At 73.3% G+C, this 14,683-nt stretch carries 16 protein-coding genes and 1 pseudogene; 12 read left to right on the top strand and 5 right to left on the bottom strand.

All coding sequences use genetic code 11. The annotated features are described in order from the left end of the window. Window positions 1–42: 42 nt before the first annotated feature. Window positions 43–1,362: a lipase family protein gene (locus ACFVX6_RS27780; RefSeq protein WP_389695926.1), complete on the bottom strand. Its 1,320-nt coding sequence runs from the start codon at window positions 1,360–1,362 to the stop codon at window positions 43–45. A 188-nt stretch (window positions 1,363–1,550) separates the two neighbouring features. Between ACFVX6_RS27780 and ACFVX6_RS27775 the strand changes: the two genes are divergently transcribed. Beyond that, entirely contained in the window at window positions 1,551–2,156 is a 606-nt protein-coding gene (locus ACFVX6_RS27775) for a GNAT family N-acetyltransferase (protein ID WP_389695924.1), read from the top strand. A gap of 22 nt (window positions 2,157–2,178) precedes the next feature. On the opposite strand, the gene ACFVX6_RS27770 is transcribed toward ACFVX6_RS27775, so the two are convergent. Continuing rightward, the gene (locus ACFVX6_RS27770) at window positions 2,179–2,517 is read right to left on the bottom strand and encodes a GYD domain-containing protein (protein ID WP_389695922.1); all 339 of its coding nucleotides are present in this window, start codon (window positions 2,515–2,517) and stop codon (window positions 2,179–2,181) included. A gap of 118 nt (window positions 2,518–2,635) precedes the next feature. After that, entirely contained in the window at window positions 2,636–4,039 is a 1,404-nt protein-coding gene (locus tag ACFVX6_RS27765) for a PLP-dependent aminotransferase family protein (RefSeq protein WP_389695920.1), read from the bottom strand. 60 nt (window positions 4,040–4,099) lie between these two features. Between ACFVX6_RS27765 and ACFVX6_RS27760 the strand changes: the two genes are divergently transcribed. Then, the gene (locus tag ACFVX6_RS27760; RefSeq protein ID WP_389695918.1) at window positions 4,100–4,807 is read left to right on the top strand and encodes a YitT family protein; all 708 of its coding nucleotides are present in this window, start codon (window positions 4,100–4,102) and stop codon (window positions 4,805–4,807) included. Here ACFVX6_RS27760 and ACFVX6_RS27755 read toward each other — a convergent pair. Continuing rightward, window positions 4,766–4,984, bottom strand: coding sequence for a hypothetical protein (locus ACFVX6_RS27755; protein WP_254386664.1), 219 nt, complete (start codon window positions 4,982–4,984; stop codon window positions 4,766–4,768). The two genes, ACFVX6_RS27760 and ACFVX6_RS27755, sit on opposite strands and share 42 nt — an antisense overlap. 115 nt (window positions 4,985–5,099) lie before the next feature. Between ACFVX6_RS27755 and ACFVX6_RS27750 the strand changes: the two genes are divergently transcribed. From ACFVX6_RS27750 to ACFVX6_RS27740, 3 genes are read left to right on the top strand one after another with little or no spacing between them, the layout of a single operon-like run. After that, window positions 5,100–5,939: a helix-turn-helix domain-containing protein gene (locus ACFVX6_RS27750; RefSeq protein ID WP_389695916.1), complete on the top strand. Its 840-nt coding sequence runs from the start codon at window positions 5,100–5,102 to the stop codon at window positions 5,937–5,939. Continuing rightward, window positions 5,923–6,180: a DUF397 domain-containing protein gene (locus ACFVX6_RS27745; protein ID WP_389695914.1), complete on the top strand. Its 258-nt coding sequence runs from the start codon at window positions 5,923–5,925 to the stop codon at window positions 6,178–6,180. The genes ACFVX6_RS27750 and ACFVX6_RS27745 overlap by 17 nt, the downstream gene beginning before the upstream one ends. A gap of 25 nt (window positions 6,181–6,205) precedes the next feature. Further along, window positions 6,206–7,255, top strand: coding sequence for a phosphotransferase (locus tag ACFVX6_RS27740; protein WP_389695912.1), 1,050 nt, complete (start codon window positions 6,206–6,208; stop codon window positions 7,253–7,255). Here ACFVX6_RS27740 and ACFVX6_RS27735 read toward each other — a convergent pair. Continuing rightward, window positions 7,252–8,535, bottom strand: coding sequence for an MFS transporter (locus ACFVX6_RS27735; protein WP_389695910.1), 1,284 nt, complete (start codon window positions 8,533–8,535; stop codon window positions 7,252–7,254). The genes ACFVX6_RS27740 and ACFVX6_RS27735 overlap by 4 nt on opposite strands. A gap of 176 nt (window positions 8,536–8,711) precedes the next feature. Between ACFVX6_RS27735 and ACFVX6_RS27730 the strand changes: the two genes are divergently transcribed. From ACFVX6_RS27730 to ACFVX6_RS27700, 7 genes and pseudogenes are all read left to right on the top strand, one after another. Next, window positions 8,712–9,743, top strand: coding sequence for an ABC transporter substrate-binding protein (locus tag ACFVX6_RS27730; RefSeq protein ID WP_389695908.1), 1,032 nt, complete (start codon window positions 8,712–8,714; stop codon window positions 9,741–9,743). After that, window positions 9,733–10,842: a FecCD family ABC transporter permease gene (locus tag ACFVX6_RS27725; RefSeq protein ID WP_389695906.1), complete on the top strand. Its 1,110-nt coding sequence runs from the start codon at window positions 9,733–9,735 to the stop codon at window positions 10,840–10,842. Before ACFVX6_RS27730 ends, ACFVX6_RS27725 begins: the two co-directional genes overlap by 11 nt. Continuing rightward, window positions 10,839–11,651: an ABC transporter ATP-binding protein gene (locus ACFVX6_RS27720; protein ID WP_389695904.1), complete on the top strand. Its 813-nt coding sequence runs from the start codon at window positions 10,839–10,841 to the stop codon at window positions 11,649–11,651. The genes ACFVX6_RS27725 and ACFVX6_RS27720 overlap by 4 nt, the downstream gene beginning before the upstream one ends. 11 nt (window positions 11,652–11,662) lie before the next feature. After that, window positions 11,663–12,523, top strand: a complete 861-nt coding sequence (locus tag ACFVX6_RS27715) for a Rossmann-like domain-containing protein (RefSeq protein WP_389695902.1) — start codon at window positions 11,663–11,665, stop codon at window positions 12,521–12,523. After that, window positions 12,520–13,602: a GHMP kinase gene (locus ACFVX6_RS27710; RefSeq protein ID WP_389695900.1), complete on the top strand. Its 1,083-nt coding sequence runs from the start codon at window positions 12,520–12,522 to the stop codon at window positions 13,600–13,602. Before ACFVX6_RS27715 ends, ACFVX6_RS27710 begins: the two co-directional genes overlap by 4 nt. Then, window positions 13,523–14,524, top strand: a complete 1,002-nt coding sequence (locus ACFVX6_RS27705) for a pyridoxal-phosphate dependent enzyme (protein ID WP_389695970.1) — start codon at window positions 13,523–13,525, stop codon at window positions 14,522–14,524. Before ACFVX6_RS27710 ends, ACFVX6_RS27705 begins: the two co-directional genes overlap by 80 nt. A 42-nt stretch (window positions 14,525–14,566) precedes the next feature. Continuing rightward, window positions 14,567–14,635: pseudogene (locus tag ACFVX6_RS27700) on the top strand (hypothetical protein); the annotation flags it as partial. Window positions 14,636–14,683: the final 48 nt, after the last annotated feature.

Genomic DNA, 14,683 nt, shown 5'->3' with positions numbered 1-14,683 from the left:
ACCGGCCGGGAGCCTTCATTGACTGCTCAGAGAGCCGTCACATCACGCGCAGTTGGACGGCGCCGGCTTGCCCGCGAAGCGGTCCGCGATCCAGCCCAGGTACTCCGGCTCCGCGACGTTGGGGATCGTCTGGTGCGTCGCCCCCTGGTACTTCGTGTACTCGACCGGCTTGCCGAACCGGCAGGCCCGCTCCACGTACTCGTCGGTGGAGTTCGGGTTGATGACCGTGTCCGCCGTGCCCTGCATCACCAGGATCGGCGCCACCGAGGTGACCAGGCCCGCGGTGTTCTCCCTAAAGCGCTGGTGCCAGACCTCCGGCACCACGCTCAGCGGCTGGAACAGCGTGTCCAGCTGCCCCGCGTTGCCCACGTTGTTCTGGATCACGTCGGCGAGGTGCTCGATGCACATCACCCCGTCACCGCGCAGCGCCTCCAGCCCGGCCGGCTTCAGCACGTCCTCGGCCTTCAGCCCGGGGTAGGCCGCGAGGAAGCCCCGGTAGACGTTGACGCGCAGCGCCGCGTTGTGGGAGGGCGAGGTGGGGGACGTCGGGCCGGGCAGCACCAGGCCGCGGAAGTCCGGCCCCAGGTTGGCGGCGGGCGCCAGCGCCGCGATGCCGACCAGGTTGGTCTCCGGGGTGTACGCCTTGTAGTTCTGGGCGATGAACGCCGCCGCGCCGCCACCCTGCGACCAGCCCAGGACGGCCGCCTTGCGGTTCGCGTGGGCGTCGGTGATCTGGCGGGCCGCGCGGACGGAGTCCAGGACGTTGTTCGTCTCCGTGACGGCGACCGTGTACTGGTGCACGCCCGGGGTGCCCAGACCCTGGTAGTCCGTACCGACCACGACGTCACCCGAGTCGAGGAACTGCGTCAGCGCCGGCACGCCGACGTCGATGCCCCACGGGCTGTCGTAGGTGTAGTAGCCGACGAGGTCGGTCGCCGGGTTCGGCACCGCGGAGGGCGCGCACTGGCGCGGGCCGCCCACGGTCCCGTGCGCCCAGGCCACCACGTTGCGGCCGCTGCGCGGCGCGGGGGCGTCGGGCCAGGCCACGATGCCCGAGACGGCGACGCGGGTACCGGTCTGCAGGGTCGAGAGGTACAGGATCCGGCAGGCGCGCGCACCGTCGGGGGCGTCGACGCGGCGGGCCCAGATCAGGTCACCGTGCTCCCCGTCGGGCAGCGGCGACGGCGGGTCGTAGAACTTCTCGCCCTCCGGCCCGATCGGAACGCCGGGGGCGCACAGCCCCTTGCCGCCCTTGCCGCCGTCCGGGTTCGTGCCCGCCGTCGCGGTCGCGGTCGACCCGCCGCCCAGCGCGAGGATCGCGGCCACACCGGCCGCGGCGATCGCGGAAAGCCGTCGTCTCATCTCATCGTCCATTTCGCTCGGTCACTCGGTACCGGGACGTGAGACTAGGAAGAAAGGGATGAAATGTCGCTTACCGTGACTAAGTGTTCGCCAGTTGTTACGGCCGCCGGTGCGCCCGGCCCCCAATGGCCGCACCACGGCCCGCCCCGGCCGCGCCGCGGGCACGCCGATGGCCCGATGATGACCCGATGACCGACTCGCCGACCGCCCCGCCGACCGCCCCCATACCGCCCGTGGTCCCGACGGGCAGGATGGCCGCGCTCGTCCAGCCGTCGTACGCCCTCCCCTGCGGGCTGCACCTGCGCCCCTGGGAGCCCTACGACGCCCCCGCGCTCGTGGCCGCGTACGCCGATCCGGACATCCGCCACTGGAACCGCCCGGACCCCCTCACGGAGGAGCGGGCCGTCACCCGCATCGCCCGCTGGCACGAGCGCCGGCACGCCGAACGCTCGGCGGTCTGGGCCCTGGCCCCCGCGGACGGAGGCTCCGCGGTCGGCCTGATCGGCCTCGCCGACATCGACCTGCGCGGCGGCAGCGGGGAGTTCACGTACTGGCTGCTCCCCGCGGGCCGCGGCGCCGGAGCCACCACCGAAGGCCTGGCCGTCCTGACCCGCTGGGCCTTCGAGGAACTCGGCCTGCACCGCCTGCGCATCACCCACTCCACGGCCAACCCGGCCTCCTGCCGCGTCGCCCTGAACTGCGGCTACGCCTTGGAGGGCACCATGCGCGGCGCCCTCCTCCACGCGGACGGCTGGCACGACGAACACCTCCACGCCCGCCTGAGCACGGACTGAGGGCGGGAGGCCGCCCGCCGGGTTACGACGTCGCCGCCGCGCCCGGAGGCCGGTACCGGATCTGCTCGGCCTTGCGCAGGGCGTCCAGCGTGTCGTCCACGCTCAGCAGGACCGTCGTCTCGAACGAGCTGAGCGCGCCGCCCCCGCTGATCGCCAGGGCAACCGCGGCCATGGACACGTCGTCCGGGGCTTCCCAGAGGTTGTAGCCGTCGTGCGTGCCGAAGGCGTACCAGAACCCGTGCAGCTTCCCGCCGACGGACTCGATGTACGACTTGGCAGCCCGTGAGCGGTCCTCGGGGTGAGCCGTCAGCCTCGCCCAGGTCTCCGGCGTATAGCTGAACCTCGACAGATACAGCGGCATCGCGTCCACCTTCTTTCGTTTCGACGACGATGCCCATGCCCGGCGCCCGAAGGGGCGCACCGGATCGCGGCCTTCCCCCGAACGGCCGGGGACGGCCACCATCACGGCCCAACCGCTCTCAGGCCACCGCCGCCGGGGTGTGGGTTCCGCTGCCGCCCGCCGTGAGGGCCCGGTGGGCGGCGGCGAGGCGCCGGACGGCCTCGATGAGGCGGGCCGGCGGGAGCGTGTACGGCAGCCGTACGTGGCGTTCGAACGCGCCGCCGACCCCGAACTGCGGCCCCGCCGCGATCGTCACCCCGTGGTCCGGCGCGATCGCCGCCAGCCGTGAACCGACCGGCTCCGGGAAGCGCGCCCACAACGTCACACCGCCCGCCGCCCGCGGCGCGTCCACCTCGGGGAGATGCACGGCCAGCGCCTCCCGCAAGGCGTCTTGCTGTGCGCGCAGTTGGAGCAGCGCCTCGGGCCTGCGGGTCTGACCGCCGTTCAGGAGAACCGCGGTGGCCAGCTGTTCCACCACCGGGGTACCGAGATCCGTCGCCGGACGGGCCCGCGCGACGCGTTCCAGCAGCGCGGGCACGGCGCGGATCCAGCCGATGCGCAGGCCGCCCCAGATGCTCTTGGACACCGAGCCGATGCTGATGACGGTGGGGTGGTGGACGGCGAAGGGCTCCGCGGCCGGGGCCGTCGCCTCCAGCCCCAGGTCCGCCAGGGTCTCGTCGATGACCGTCGGGCAAGCCGGCCGCAAGATCCGGCGCACGCTCGCGGGCATGTACATCCCCGTCGGATTGTGGAAGTCCGGGATCAGGTACGCCAATTGCGCCGACCGCGCCGCCGCGAGGAGCTGCGGCACGTCCCAGCCGGTCGGGCCCACCGCAACCGGCAGCAGCCGGGCGCGCGCATCGGCGAACGCCCTGATCGCGTGCGGATAGGTCGGGTGGTCGAACAGCACCTTGTCCCGCGGCGACAGCAGCGTGCGCACCAGCAGGCCGATCGCGTGCTGCGCACCGCTGGTGATCATGACGTGGTCGGGCGAGGTCGGCAGCCCCCTGCGCCCGTACCACCCGGCGACCGCCTCGCGCAGCTCCGCAGTGCCGTACCGGTCGTACCCGTGCCGCTCGAAGTGGAGCGGCAGCCGCTCCAGCGCCGTCGCGAAGGCGGCGTGCAGGACCTCGGGGGGCGCGGGCGGAGCGGCGAAGGAGAGGTCGATGTCCTCCGCGTCCGCGCCACCGGCCCGCCGCCGGGCGGGCGCGTCCCCGTGCGGGAGCCGTACGGTCGCCCGCGCGCGCTCCCTCGTCTCCAGGTACCCGTGCTCCACCAGCGTGCGGTACGCGGCCCCGACCGTGGTCCGGCTCGTACCGAGCGCGGTAGCCAGGTCGCGTTCACCCGGCAGCGCCGCCCCGAGAACGACCCGCCCGTCCAGGATCAGCAGCCGCAGCCGGTCGGAGAGCCGCTGGTGCGCCGGCCCGGGCCCCTCCTGCCAGGTCCCCACCATGCGTCCGACGGCGTGCGCGCTGATCTTCACCGGACCAGCGTATGCAATCTGGCCATGGAATCAGGGTCCAGATCCCCTGAGGCTTGGCCCATGCCCCGAGTCATGGCCGTACCCGCTCCCGCCACTCACCACCCGCCCCGCATGAACGCCTACGCCCAGCTCCGGGCGGGCCGCACCGCGCGCCGCGTTCCCCAACTCCTGCTCGGCCTGGCGGGCTACGGCGCCGCCGTCATGATGCTCGTCGAGTCCGGCCTCGGCACGGCGAGCTGGAGCGTGCTCACCGACGGCACGGCGAAAAGCCTCGGCATCTCCTTCGGCTGGGCCACCAACCTGATCTCGCTCCTGGTGCTCCTCGCCTGGATCCCGCTGCGCGAGCTCCCCGGACTCGGTACCGTCCTCAACGTCGCGATCGTCGGCTTCGCCGCCGACGCCACAGCCCTCGTACTCCCCGCGCCCCGGGGGACCGCCGCCGCGCTCGCGTACCTCGCCCTCGGCCTGGTCGCCCTCGGCTTCTTCGACGCGCTCTACCTCGGCGCGCAGTACGGCTCGGGCCCGCGCGACGGCATCATGACCGGACTCGTCCGGCTCACCCGGCTGCCCGTCGCGGCGGTGCGCACCGGCATCGAGGTGTCCGTGGCCGGCCTCGGCTGGCTGCTCGGCGGCACCCTCGGCCTCGGCACCGTGCTCGTCGCCCTGTGCACGGGCCCGCTGGTCGGCTGGTTCCTCCCGCGCCTGACCGTCCGCCTCGCCGCCCCCTCAGGGATGGGCCCGCTCGTGCAGGACGGCAGCCAGCCGTAGCGCGGTGTCCAGGTTGCAGCGCCCCAGATCGACCAGCGGCAGCCCGTACGACCCCGCCGCGGACACCCCGTCCACCCCGAGCGAGGGGAACACCACCCCGACGTCCGTCAGCGCGGCCTTCAACTGCCCCACGGCCTCCTCGGCCGCCAGCATCCGTTCCCTTGGCGTGAGCACCATTTGCAATGTCACCTTTCGCTCTGAGTAGTCGAGTTCAGTACTCAGAGTGGCGACGGGCTGGCTAGCCTTCAAGGGCCAGACTCCAACACCCGCACCTGTTGTCAGGGGAGTTGCCGTGCCCGATTCCGGAGACGTCGACCCGTTCTCCTCACCCCGCACCATGCTCGGCTCCGAACTGCGCGTCGCCCGCAAAAGGGCCGGCCTCAGCCAGGACAAGCTGGGCGAGCCCCTCTTCGTCAGCGGCTCCTTCATCGGCCAACTCGAAGCGGGTACGCGGCGGATGACGGTGGAGCTGGGCCGCCAGATAGACACCATCCTCGGCACGGACGACTTCTTCACCCGCAACTCCGGGGCGCTGGCCAAGTCCAAATACCCCAACCACTTCGCACCTGCGGCTGAGGCGGAGGCCCTGGCCAGAGAGATCCGGGAGTACGCGCCTCTGGCGATTCCCGGAATACTCCAGGTGGAGCCGTACGCTCGGGAGGTTTTCCGCGCCTACCAGCCGACCGCGACGGACGATGTCATCGACGAGCTGGTCGCCAACCGGCTGGCCCGGGCGAAGCTCCTCAGCGATCCAACAACACCATTGTTGTGGTGCGTTCTCGACGAGACTCTCCTTCGGCGGATCGTGGTCAGCAAGACCGTGATGGCCCAGAGTCTGCGGCACATCGCATCCTTGATCCGCTCCCGCCGAATCATCGTGCAAGTACTCCCGTTCAGTGCAGGAGCACACCCCTCCATGGGTGGCACGCTCAAACTGATGTCGTTCGACGACGCTCCCCCGCTCGCATACGTCCAAGGGAACGCAATAGGGATTCTGTTGGACGATCCAGCCACAGTCGCCCGCCACTCCCTGACCTACGATCTCCTTACAGCCAGCGCACTCTCACCTCACGAGTCGCTGGCTCTCATCGAGTCAGTGGCGGAGAGGTACGAGCATGACGCAGCAGCCTGAGTACGGCCTGTCGGCAGCCACGTGGCACAAGTCCAGCTACAGCGGCGGAAGCGGCGGCGACTGCCTTGAGATGGCCACCTGGCGCAAGTCCACCTACAGCGACGGCACCGGCGGCGACTGCCTAGAAGTCTCCGACGGTCACCCCGACATCGTCCCCGTCCGCGACTCCAAGGTCCCCGACGGCCCCCACCTCACCTTCGGCGCCCCCGCCTGGTCCGCCTTCGTCGCCTCCCTCGCCTAGGGAAGCTGCGGCTACGCTCGTCCGCATGTCGAACAGCGTTCCGCTCAACGAGGCACTGCTCTCCACCCTGGGCACCCCCGAGGAGAGCAAGCTCCTGGACAGCAGTCCGCGGTCACGGGTGTGGTGGGTGCGGCCTGCCGACGGGCAGCCGGTGATCGTCAAGCAGATCACCGACACCGGGGACACGGCCGCCGACGCGGACGCGCGCTTCGCGCGGGAGCTCGCCGGGCTGCGCCTGGCGGGGCGGGGCTCCGTGGCCCCTGCGGTGCTCGCCACCGACCCGTCCTCACGCATGATCGTCCTGGAGTACGTGGACGACCTCGGCGAGACGGGCGACTGGATGCCGGCGTACGCCGAGTCGCTCGCCCGCCTGCACGCCCTGACCGGGCCCGCCGACGCGGGCACGCTACCGGTCTGGTCGGGGCCCACGGCCGGCGACGCGGAGTCCTTCCTCGCCCTGGCCAGGGCGCTCGACGTGCCCGTACCGGCCGCGGTCCCCGATGAACTCGCCGGTCTCCTCGACCGGTTGGACCCCACCGCGCACCATGCACTGCTGCACGGCGACCCCTGCCCCGGCAACGACCTGCGCACCGCCGACGGCATCCGCTTCGTCGACTTCGAGCGGGCCTCCCTCGGCAACGGCCTGGTCGAACTCGCCTACTTCCGCATCGCCTTCCCGACCTGCTGGTGCGCCCTGTCGGTCACCGCGGCCCCGCTCGCGGAGGTCGAGGACGTCTACCGGTCCACCTGGCGCGGCCTCACCGGGAAGGACGTCCCGGGCGATCTCGCCGACGCGTGCGCGGGCTGGCTGATCCGGGGCGACGCGCTCGTCGAGCGGGCCCACCGCGGGACGGTCGACCAGCTCGCCCGGGTGCCCGTCGAGGACTTCGAGTGGGGCTACGTCACCGCCCGCGAGCGGCTCGTCCACCGCCTGGTCGTGGTCGCCGACATGACCCGCGACCACGACCACCTGCACGCCGTCGGCCGCCTCGGCTCCGCCTTGGCCGCCCGCCTGCTCGAACGCTGGCCCGCCCTGCGTCCGCTGCCCACCCCCGACGCCCGCCCCTGGTTCTAGGGGGTGTCCGCCCCGGCCCCCGGCACCGTCCGCCCGAAGTGGCGGGCGGTCGGGACCAGGGCGGCCGCCGCCGGTACGAGGAAGCACGCGGCCGCGCAGGCGCCGAGGACGGGCGTGACCCCGAAGACGTCGATGGCCGGGGCGATCAGCGCGAGGCCGACCGGGGCCAGGCCGTAGGAGACGAGGAAGTCCAGCGAGGAGACGCGGGCCAGCCGGTCCGGGGCGACCTCGCGCTGGGTGGCGGTGAACCAGGGCACGTTGAACAGCTCGATCCCGATCCCGGCGACGGCGTAGGCGCCGACGACCACGCCCGGATGCACGGGGAGCATCAGGCTCAGCGGGGCGAATCCGTACGCCGCCAGTCCCGCGAAGGCGGCCCAGCCCTGTGAACGCGGCCGCCAACGGGCGATGACCAGGGATCCGCCGAGGGCGCCCACTATGTACGCGGTCATGGCCGCCGCGAGCACCCATTCGCTGTCGTAGCGGTCCCGGCTGATCAGGGGCAGGGCGACGCTGGTGGCGGAGTAACCGAGGGCGATGACCGCGACGAGGGCGGCCAGTCCGGCGAGGAACCAGGGGTGGCGGCGCGCCTCCCGTACGCCGTCCACGAACTCGGCGCGGAAGCTCGCACGCGGCGCGGGTCCGGCGGCCGCCGGGTCCGCCGCGGTGACGGCCCCCTGACCCTTGCCCGGGACCAGCGCGGCGACCAGCCAGAGCAGGCCGATGCCGAGCAGCAGGGTCCGGACGTCGAGGAAGGCCGCGAGCAGCGCGGTCAGGGCGGGTCCGGCGAGGGTGGATCCGCGTACGGCCATGGTCATGGCGGCGTTGGCCTGCTGACGGCGGCCGGGGTCGACGGTCTCGGCGGTGAGTGCCTGGAACGCCGGGCGGCAGGCGCCCTGCCCGGCTCCGGCGAGGGCGGCGGCGGCCGTCATCAGCAGGAGCGAGCGGCCCAGTCCGGCGGCGAGGAGGGGTGCGGCGACCGCCGCCGCCAGGGCCGACCAGAGGACGACCGCGCGGCGGGAGTGCCGGTCGGCCAGGACTCCGCCGACGGTGACGGCCGCGAGGAATCCGACCGTGCGCGCGGCGAGGACCAGGCCGAGGCCGGCGGCGCTCAGGTCGCGGTGGAGGACGGCGAGCCCGAGGACGAAGGGCAGGGCCCAGGTCGCGAGTCCGGAGGCGGTGGTGCCCGCCCACAGGCGCAGGAACGGGACGTCGAGGAGGACTGAACGCGCATGCGGGTCAGCGGACTTGGCCGCCGGGGGCGCGGGTGTGGTCGCCACGGTGTGATGGCTCCTTGGGGGTGGAGTGGGGGCGCGGTGAACCGCCCCCGGGGTTCTTAATGAAAATGAATACCATTACAGTACCCTTCGAACGTGGTGGTCTTGCCCGGTGCACGACAACGCCCACGCCCGCCCACACCCGCGCCCTCACCTGCCCTGCCCAGACCGGAGAACCCATGCGCCACCCCGCTCGCCTCGGCATCGCCCTGACCCTCGCCCTCGCCACCGCGGCCTGCGCCGCACCCGCCGGCAACGACTCCAAAGCCGAAGCCGCCCCCGCCGCCCAGGCCTCCTCCGTCACGAGCTGCGGCCGCCAGGCCTCCTTCGCCGCGCCGCCGAAACGGGCCGTCGCCCTGGACCAGACCTCGACCGAGACCCTGCTCGAACTCGGACTCCAGGACTCGATGGCGGGCACCGCCAACCTCAAGACGAAGATCCCCGCCCCGTACGAAGCCGCGTACGCCAAGGTCCCGGTCATCGCCCCGAAGATCGCGACCGGCGAGCAACTACGCGCCGCCACGCCCGACTTCGTCATCGGCGGCTCCGCCGACCTCTTCACCAAGGACCGGGCGGGCACCCGCGAGGAGCTGGACGCCCTCAAGGTCCCGACCTTCGTCAGCGCCGTGGACTGCCCCGGGCAGAACCCGGCCGGGGCGACCCCCTTCGAGCTCCTCTTCTCCGACTACGAGAACCTCGGCAAGGTCTTCGGCGCCGAGGAGCGGGCCGGCAAGCTCGCCGCCGACCAGCGCGCCGCCGTCGCCAAGGCCGGGGAGAACGCCGCGGAGCGCACCGGGGGCACCGGGGGCGCCGACCAGCCGACCGTGGTCTACCTCTACTCCGTCTTCAACGGCATGCCGTACGTGGCGGGCAAGACAGGCCTGCCCAGCGAGATGAGCCGCATCGTCGGCGCGAAGAACGCCTTCGATGACGTCGACGGGGACTGGCCGGAGGTCTCCTGGGAGGAAGTCGCCAAGCGCAACCCCGACTTCATCGTGATCGGCGACCTGTCCGAGCGCGGCCGGCCCGGCGACAGCGCCGCCGAGAAGCGCACCACCATGACCGAGCACCCGGTCGTGTCCAAGCTCGCCGCGGTCCGCGACAACAAGATCCTCGAAGTGCCCGGCATCGAGCTGGACCCCTCGGTCCGCTCCGTACACGCCCTGGGACTGCTGGCGGCCGGCATGAAGGACCTCGGGCATGTCCGCTGACACGGCGGCCACGGACACAGCGGCCACCGACCCGGTCGACCTTGCGGGTCCGGTCGCTCCGAGGGGGCCGGGCCCGGCCCCTCGCCGGTCCGCGGTGGCCGCGGCGGGCCTCTTCCTCCTCGCCACGGCCGTCCTGGCGGCCTCGGTCGCGGCAGCCGTCCGCATCGGCGGCGCCGACGTGGGCTGGACCGGCCTCGCCCGCGTCTTCGGTGCCCGACTCGGCCTGGACGTGGAGCCGTTGCCCCCGTTGCTCGACTCGCTCGTCTGGGACCTGAGGCTTCCGCGCGTGCTGATGGCCGCCCTCGTCGGCGCCTCGCTCGCCGTGTGCGGAGCGGTGCTCCAGGCGGTCACCCGTAACGCCCTCGCCGACCCTTACCTGCTCGGCGTCTCCTCGGGCGCCTCCGCGGGAGCGGTCACCGTGGTCGTCCTCGGGATCGGCGCGAGCACCCTCGGCGTCACCGGCGGAGCGCTCGCCGGTGCGCTGCTCTCCTTCGGGCTGCTCCTGCTGCTCCTGCGACGCACCGGACTGGACTCGGTACGCATCGTCCTCACGGGCGTGGTCATCGGGCAGCTCTTCACCGCCCTGACCTCGCTCGTGCTGATGGCCTCGGCGGACGCGGACACCACGCGGGCCGTCACCCACTGGCTCCTGGGCTCGATGGCGCCGGCCCGCTGGAACACGGTCGCGGTCTGCGCGGTCGTCACCCCGCTGGGGCTGGCGGCGGCCTGGCTCTGCTCGAACGCCCTCGACGGGCTCGCCTTCGGCACCGACACCGCCGCGTCCCTCGGGATCGACGTACGGCACACGCGGATGCTGCTGCTCGTGGTCACCGCCGTGCTCACTGCGGTGGCGGTGGCCACCGTCGGCGCCATCGGCTTCGTCGGGCTGATCGTCCCCCACGGGGTGCGGTTCCTCGTCGGGCCGCTGCACCGGGTGCTGCTGCCGTACGCGGCGCTGGCGGGCGCGGTGTTCCTGGTGTGGACGGACGCGCTGGCACGGATCGCCTTCGGACCCCGCGAGGTTCCCGTCGGCGTGATCACCGCACTGCTCGGCGTACCGATCTTCCTGCTGGTCCTGCGCAAGCGGGGTGAGCTGTGAGGATCACCGCCGAAGCAGTGAGCTGGTCGGTGGCGGGCACGCCGGTCGTACGCGAAGTCAGCGCGGACATCGCCACCGGCGAGACCGTCGGGCTGCTCGGCCCCAACGGCTCCGGCAAGTCCTCGCTGCTGCGCTGCCTGGCCGGCCTACGGGCTCCCGACGCGGGCGCGGTCCGGTACGACGGGGAGTCCGTACGCGACTGGAGTGCGCGCAGGATCGCCCGGCACGTCGCCTTCGTCGAGCAGGACGCGGGCGCGGACGGCGATCTGGCGGTCGCCGACATCGTCGGCCTGGGCCGGACCCCGTTCCGCGACCGCTGGCACGGGCCGGACGCCACCGACCGGGCCGTGGTCACCGCCGCGCTGGAACGCGTAGGACTCACCGCGCTCGCCGGCCGTCGCTGGAAGGCGCTGTCGGGCGGGGAGCGGCAACGCACGCACATCGCCCGCGCGTTGGCCCAGCAGCCGTCCGGACTGCTGCTCGACGAGCCCACCAACCACCTCGACGTCAAACACCAGTTGGAGCTGATGGAGCTGCTGTCCGGCACCGGACAGACGGTCCTGGTCGCGCTGCACGACCTGTCGCTCGCCGCCCGGTACTGCGACCGGCTGCTGCTCCTGCACCACGGCCGCCTGGTCGCCTCCGGCCCGCCCGCCGCCGTCCTGACGGCGCAGCGGCTCGCCGAGGTCTTCGAGGTGGACGCCGAACTCACCACCGACCCCCTCGGACACCCGCAGGTCAGCTACCGCGGACCGCTCGGCGCACCGGGCCCGACGGCCGCGACGCCGATGCCCCAACCCGCTCTGTGAAGAGGAACCCCATGAACCCGATGCCCCGCACCACCGCCCCCGCCCCCGCCCCCGCGACCTCGGTCGACGCGCTCGTCGAGGCCGTACTGGCCGGCGAGCACGGCCCGCTGCCCTCCTCGCTCGTGGCGACCAGCGTCTTCTGGATCCACCACGGCACCCGCCTGGCCGGCGGCGACACCACCTACCTCAACCAGTACGTCCTGGTCCGCCTCGGCGGCTCCTTCGGCGGCTGCGCGTTCGAGGCCGGCGAGATCGACCCGTCGATCTGCCGCGACTCCTCCGGCACCCCGCTCGACGTCCTCCTGCGCGAGGCCCCGCGCCCCCTGCGCATCGCCGCCCTCGACGCCTACCTCTCCGAGACCCGCCCCCACCGCCTGGCGGCCGAGGAGGGCGACGCGGAGCCCGTGACCCTCCCCGCCGGCACCCCCGAGCTCCGTGCCGGGGCCCGGGACGCCGCCATCGCCGGACTGCTCGACATCGAGGAGGGCGCCGAGGTCGGCCTCATCGGCGTCGTCAACCCGCTGGTGGCGGCGATCCGCGCGCGCGGCGGCCGGCCGCTGCCCTGCGACCTCAACCTCAAGGCCACCCAGTGGGGCGACCCCGTCACCGACGACATGCACGAGGTGCTGGAGCGCGCGCAGGCCGTCGTCGCCACCGGCATGACCCTGAGCAACGGCACCTTCGACACCATCCTGGAGCGCTGCCGCTCCCGCGGCATCCCGCTGGTCGTCTACGCACAGACCGGCAGCGCCGTCGCCCGCGCCTTCCTCGGCTCCGGGGTGACCGCCCTGTCCGCGGAGCCCTTCCCCTTCTCGCAGTTCAGCGCCGAGGAGACGGTCCTTTACCGCTACCGGACGGCGGGCCGCGCGTGAGGCCCGGCGCCGCCGCAGCCACCGCTCCCGGCACCGCCACCTCCACCGCCACCTCCACCGCCACCGGCACCGGGCAGGCCCCCTGCCACCACGGCGAGATCCTCCAGGGCGTCTTCCTCGACGCCGCCGGGCGCCGGTGCGCCGGACTGGTCACCCTCCCCATGGCGGGCCCCGGCAGCAGCGCCGCGTTCGTCCGCCGCCCCGGCGCGGAGCCCGAGGCGCTCACCGTCGCACCCGCCGACCGCACGAAGGCGGCGCGGGCCGCGGCCCTCACCGTCGCGGAGTGCGCGCGGCGGACCGGTCAGCCGCCCTGCGGCGGGGAGTTGCGGCTCACCGGCGAGATACCGGTGGGCCTGGGCATGGGCAGCTCCAGCAGCGACGTGATCGCAGCCGTGCGCGCGGTCGCGGACTCGTACGGACTGCGGTTGGAGCCCTCGACGGTCGCCGGGCTCGCCGTACGCGCCGAACTCGCCTCCGATCCGCTGATGCTGGGCGGCCGCCCGGTGCTGTTCGCCCAGCGGGAGGGCCGGGTCCTGGAGGTCCTCGGCCCGGCCCTGCCGCCGCTGGTCGTGGTGGGCTGCGCCCTCGGCGGGGGCGCGCCCGTCGACACCCTGTCCCTGCCGGTGGCCGAGGTGGGCGACAGCGACGTACGGGCCTACGAGCGGCTGCGCGCGCTGCTGCGCCGGGCCGTGGCCACCGGCAGCGCGGAGCTGCTCGGCGCGGTCGCCACCGCCAGCGCACGGCGCGGCCAACAGGTCCTCGGACATCCGGAGTTCGACGCCCTGGCCGTCCTCGCCCGGCGGGTCGGGGCGGTCGGCGTGCAGATCGCGCACAGCGGCGCGGTGGCGGGCGTGCTCTTCGATCCGGCCGCACCCGGGCTGCGCCGCCGCGTCCGCGGCTGCCTGCGCGCCCTGGACGCCCACGGCATCCCCGCCACCCGCACCTTCACGACCTTCGCCGGCGCCGGCACGACCACCAAGGAGATCCCGAACCATGGACATGGACCAGCACATCGCGGAGTCGATCGGCCGGCCGGACCTGATACGCCTCGACGACCGGCTCGTCTGCCTGCGCTTTGAAACGATGAAGGTGGTCTCCGCCCTCGCGGCGGTACGCCACCTGCTCGACACCGGCGTCGTGCGCCGCGGGGACACCCTGCTGGACAGCTCCAGCGGCATCTACGCGTACGCCCTGGCCCTGACCTGCCACCGGTACGGCCTGCGCTGCCACATCGTCGGCTCGGCCACGGTGGACCACACGCTGCGGACCCAACTGGCCGTCCTCGGAGCCACGCTGGAGCAGATGGAGCCGTGCAGCGACCTGAAGCTCGACCAGAAGCGGCGCGTCGAGCGGATCCACGAGATCCTCGCCGCACACCCCGAGTACCACTGGATGCGCCAGTACCACGACGACGTCCACTACCTCGGCTACCGCGCGATCGCCGACCGGATCCGCGAGGCCACCGGCACGGAGGCGCTCACCGTCGTCGGCGGGGTCGGCTCGGGCGCCTCCACCGGCGCCCTGACCCGCTACCTCCGCGCGGACGCCGCTGACACCTCCCGCATCGAACTCATCGGCGTCCAGCCGTACGGCAGCATCACCTTCGGCTCCGAACACGTCACCGACACCGAGATGATCATCGCGGGGATCGGCAGCTCCATTCCCTTCGGGAACGTCTCCCACGAGCTGTACGACGCCCTGCACTGGGTCTCCTTCGACGCGGCCCTGGCCGGCAGCGTCGACCTGCTGCGCCGGCACGCGGTCTTCGCCGGGCTGTCGACCGGCGCCGGCTACCTCGCCGCCCGCCACGAGCGCGAGCGCTCGCCCCACCGCACGGTCCTCTTCATCGCCCCCGACACCGGCCACCGCTACGTCGACACCGTCTACGCCAGGCACCGCGAGGCCGCGCCGATCGCGACCCTCGCCCCGCGCGAGGTGACGGACCGGAGCGATCTGGCCCTGCCGTGGGCGCGGATGCAGTGGAACCGCGCCGCTGCGTGAGCACGCCGCCGCGCCCCCGGTCAGAGTCCCTACCGCCACGCCCTGAACGGTTTCAGCGCCCGCCTCTCCCCCGACCAGGTCGACTCCCTGCGGTCGACGGCGGTCGTGACCTCGGTCGAGCCGGCGGCCCGGTCGCCGTCTCCGGCCCGGCGGTCCAGG

Origin of the sequence: Streptomyces sp. NPDC058289 (assembly GCF_042880975.1) — a bacterium.
Taxonomy (GTDB): domain Bacteria; phylum Actinomycetota; class Actinomycetes; order Streptomycetales; family Streptomycetaceae; genus Streptomyces; species Streptomyces stoeckheimensis.
This window is presented reverse-complemented; position numbering and strand designations above follow the sequence as displayed.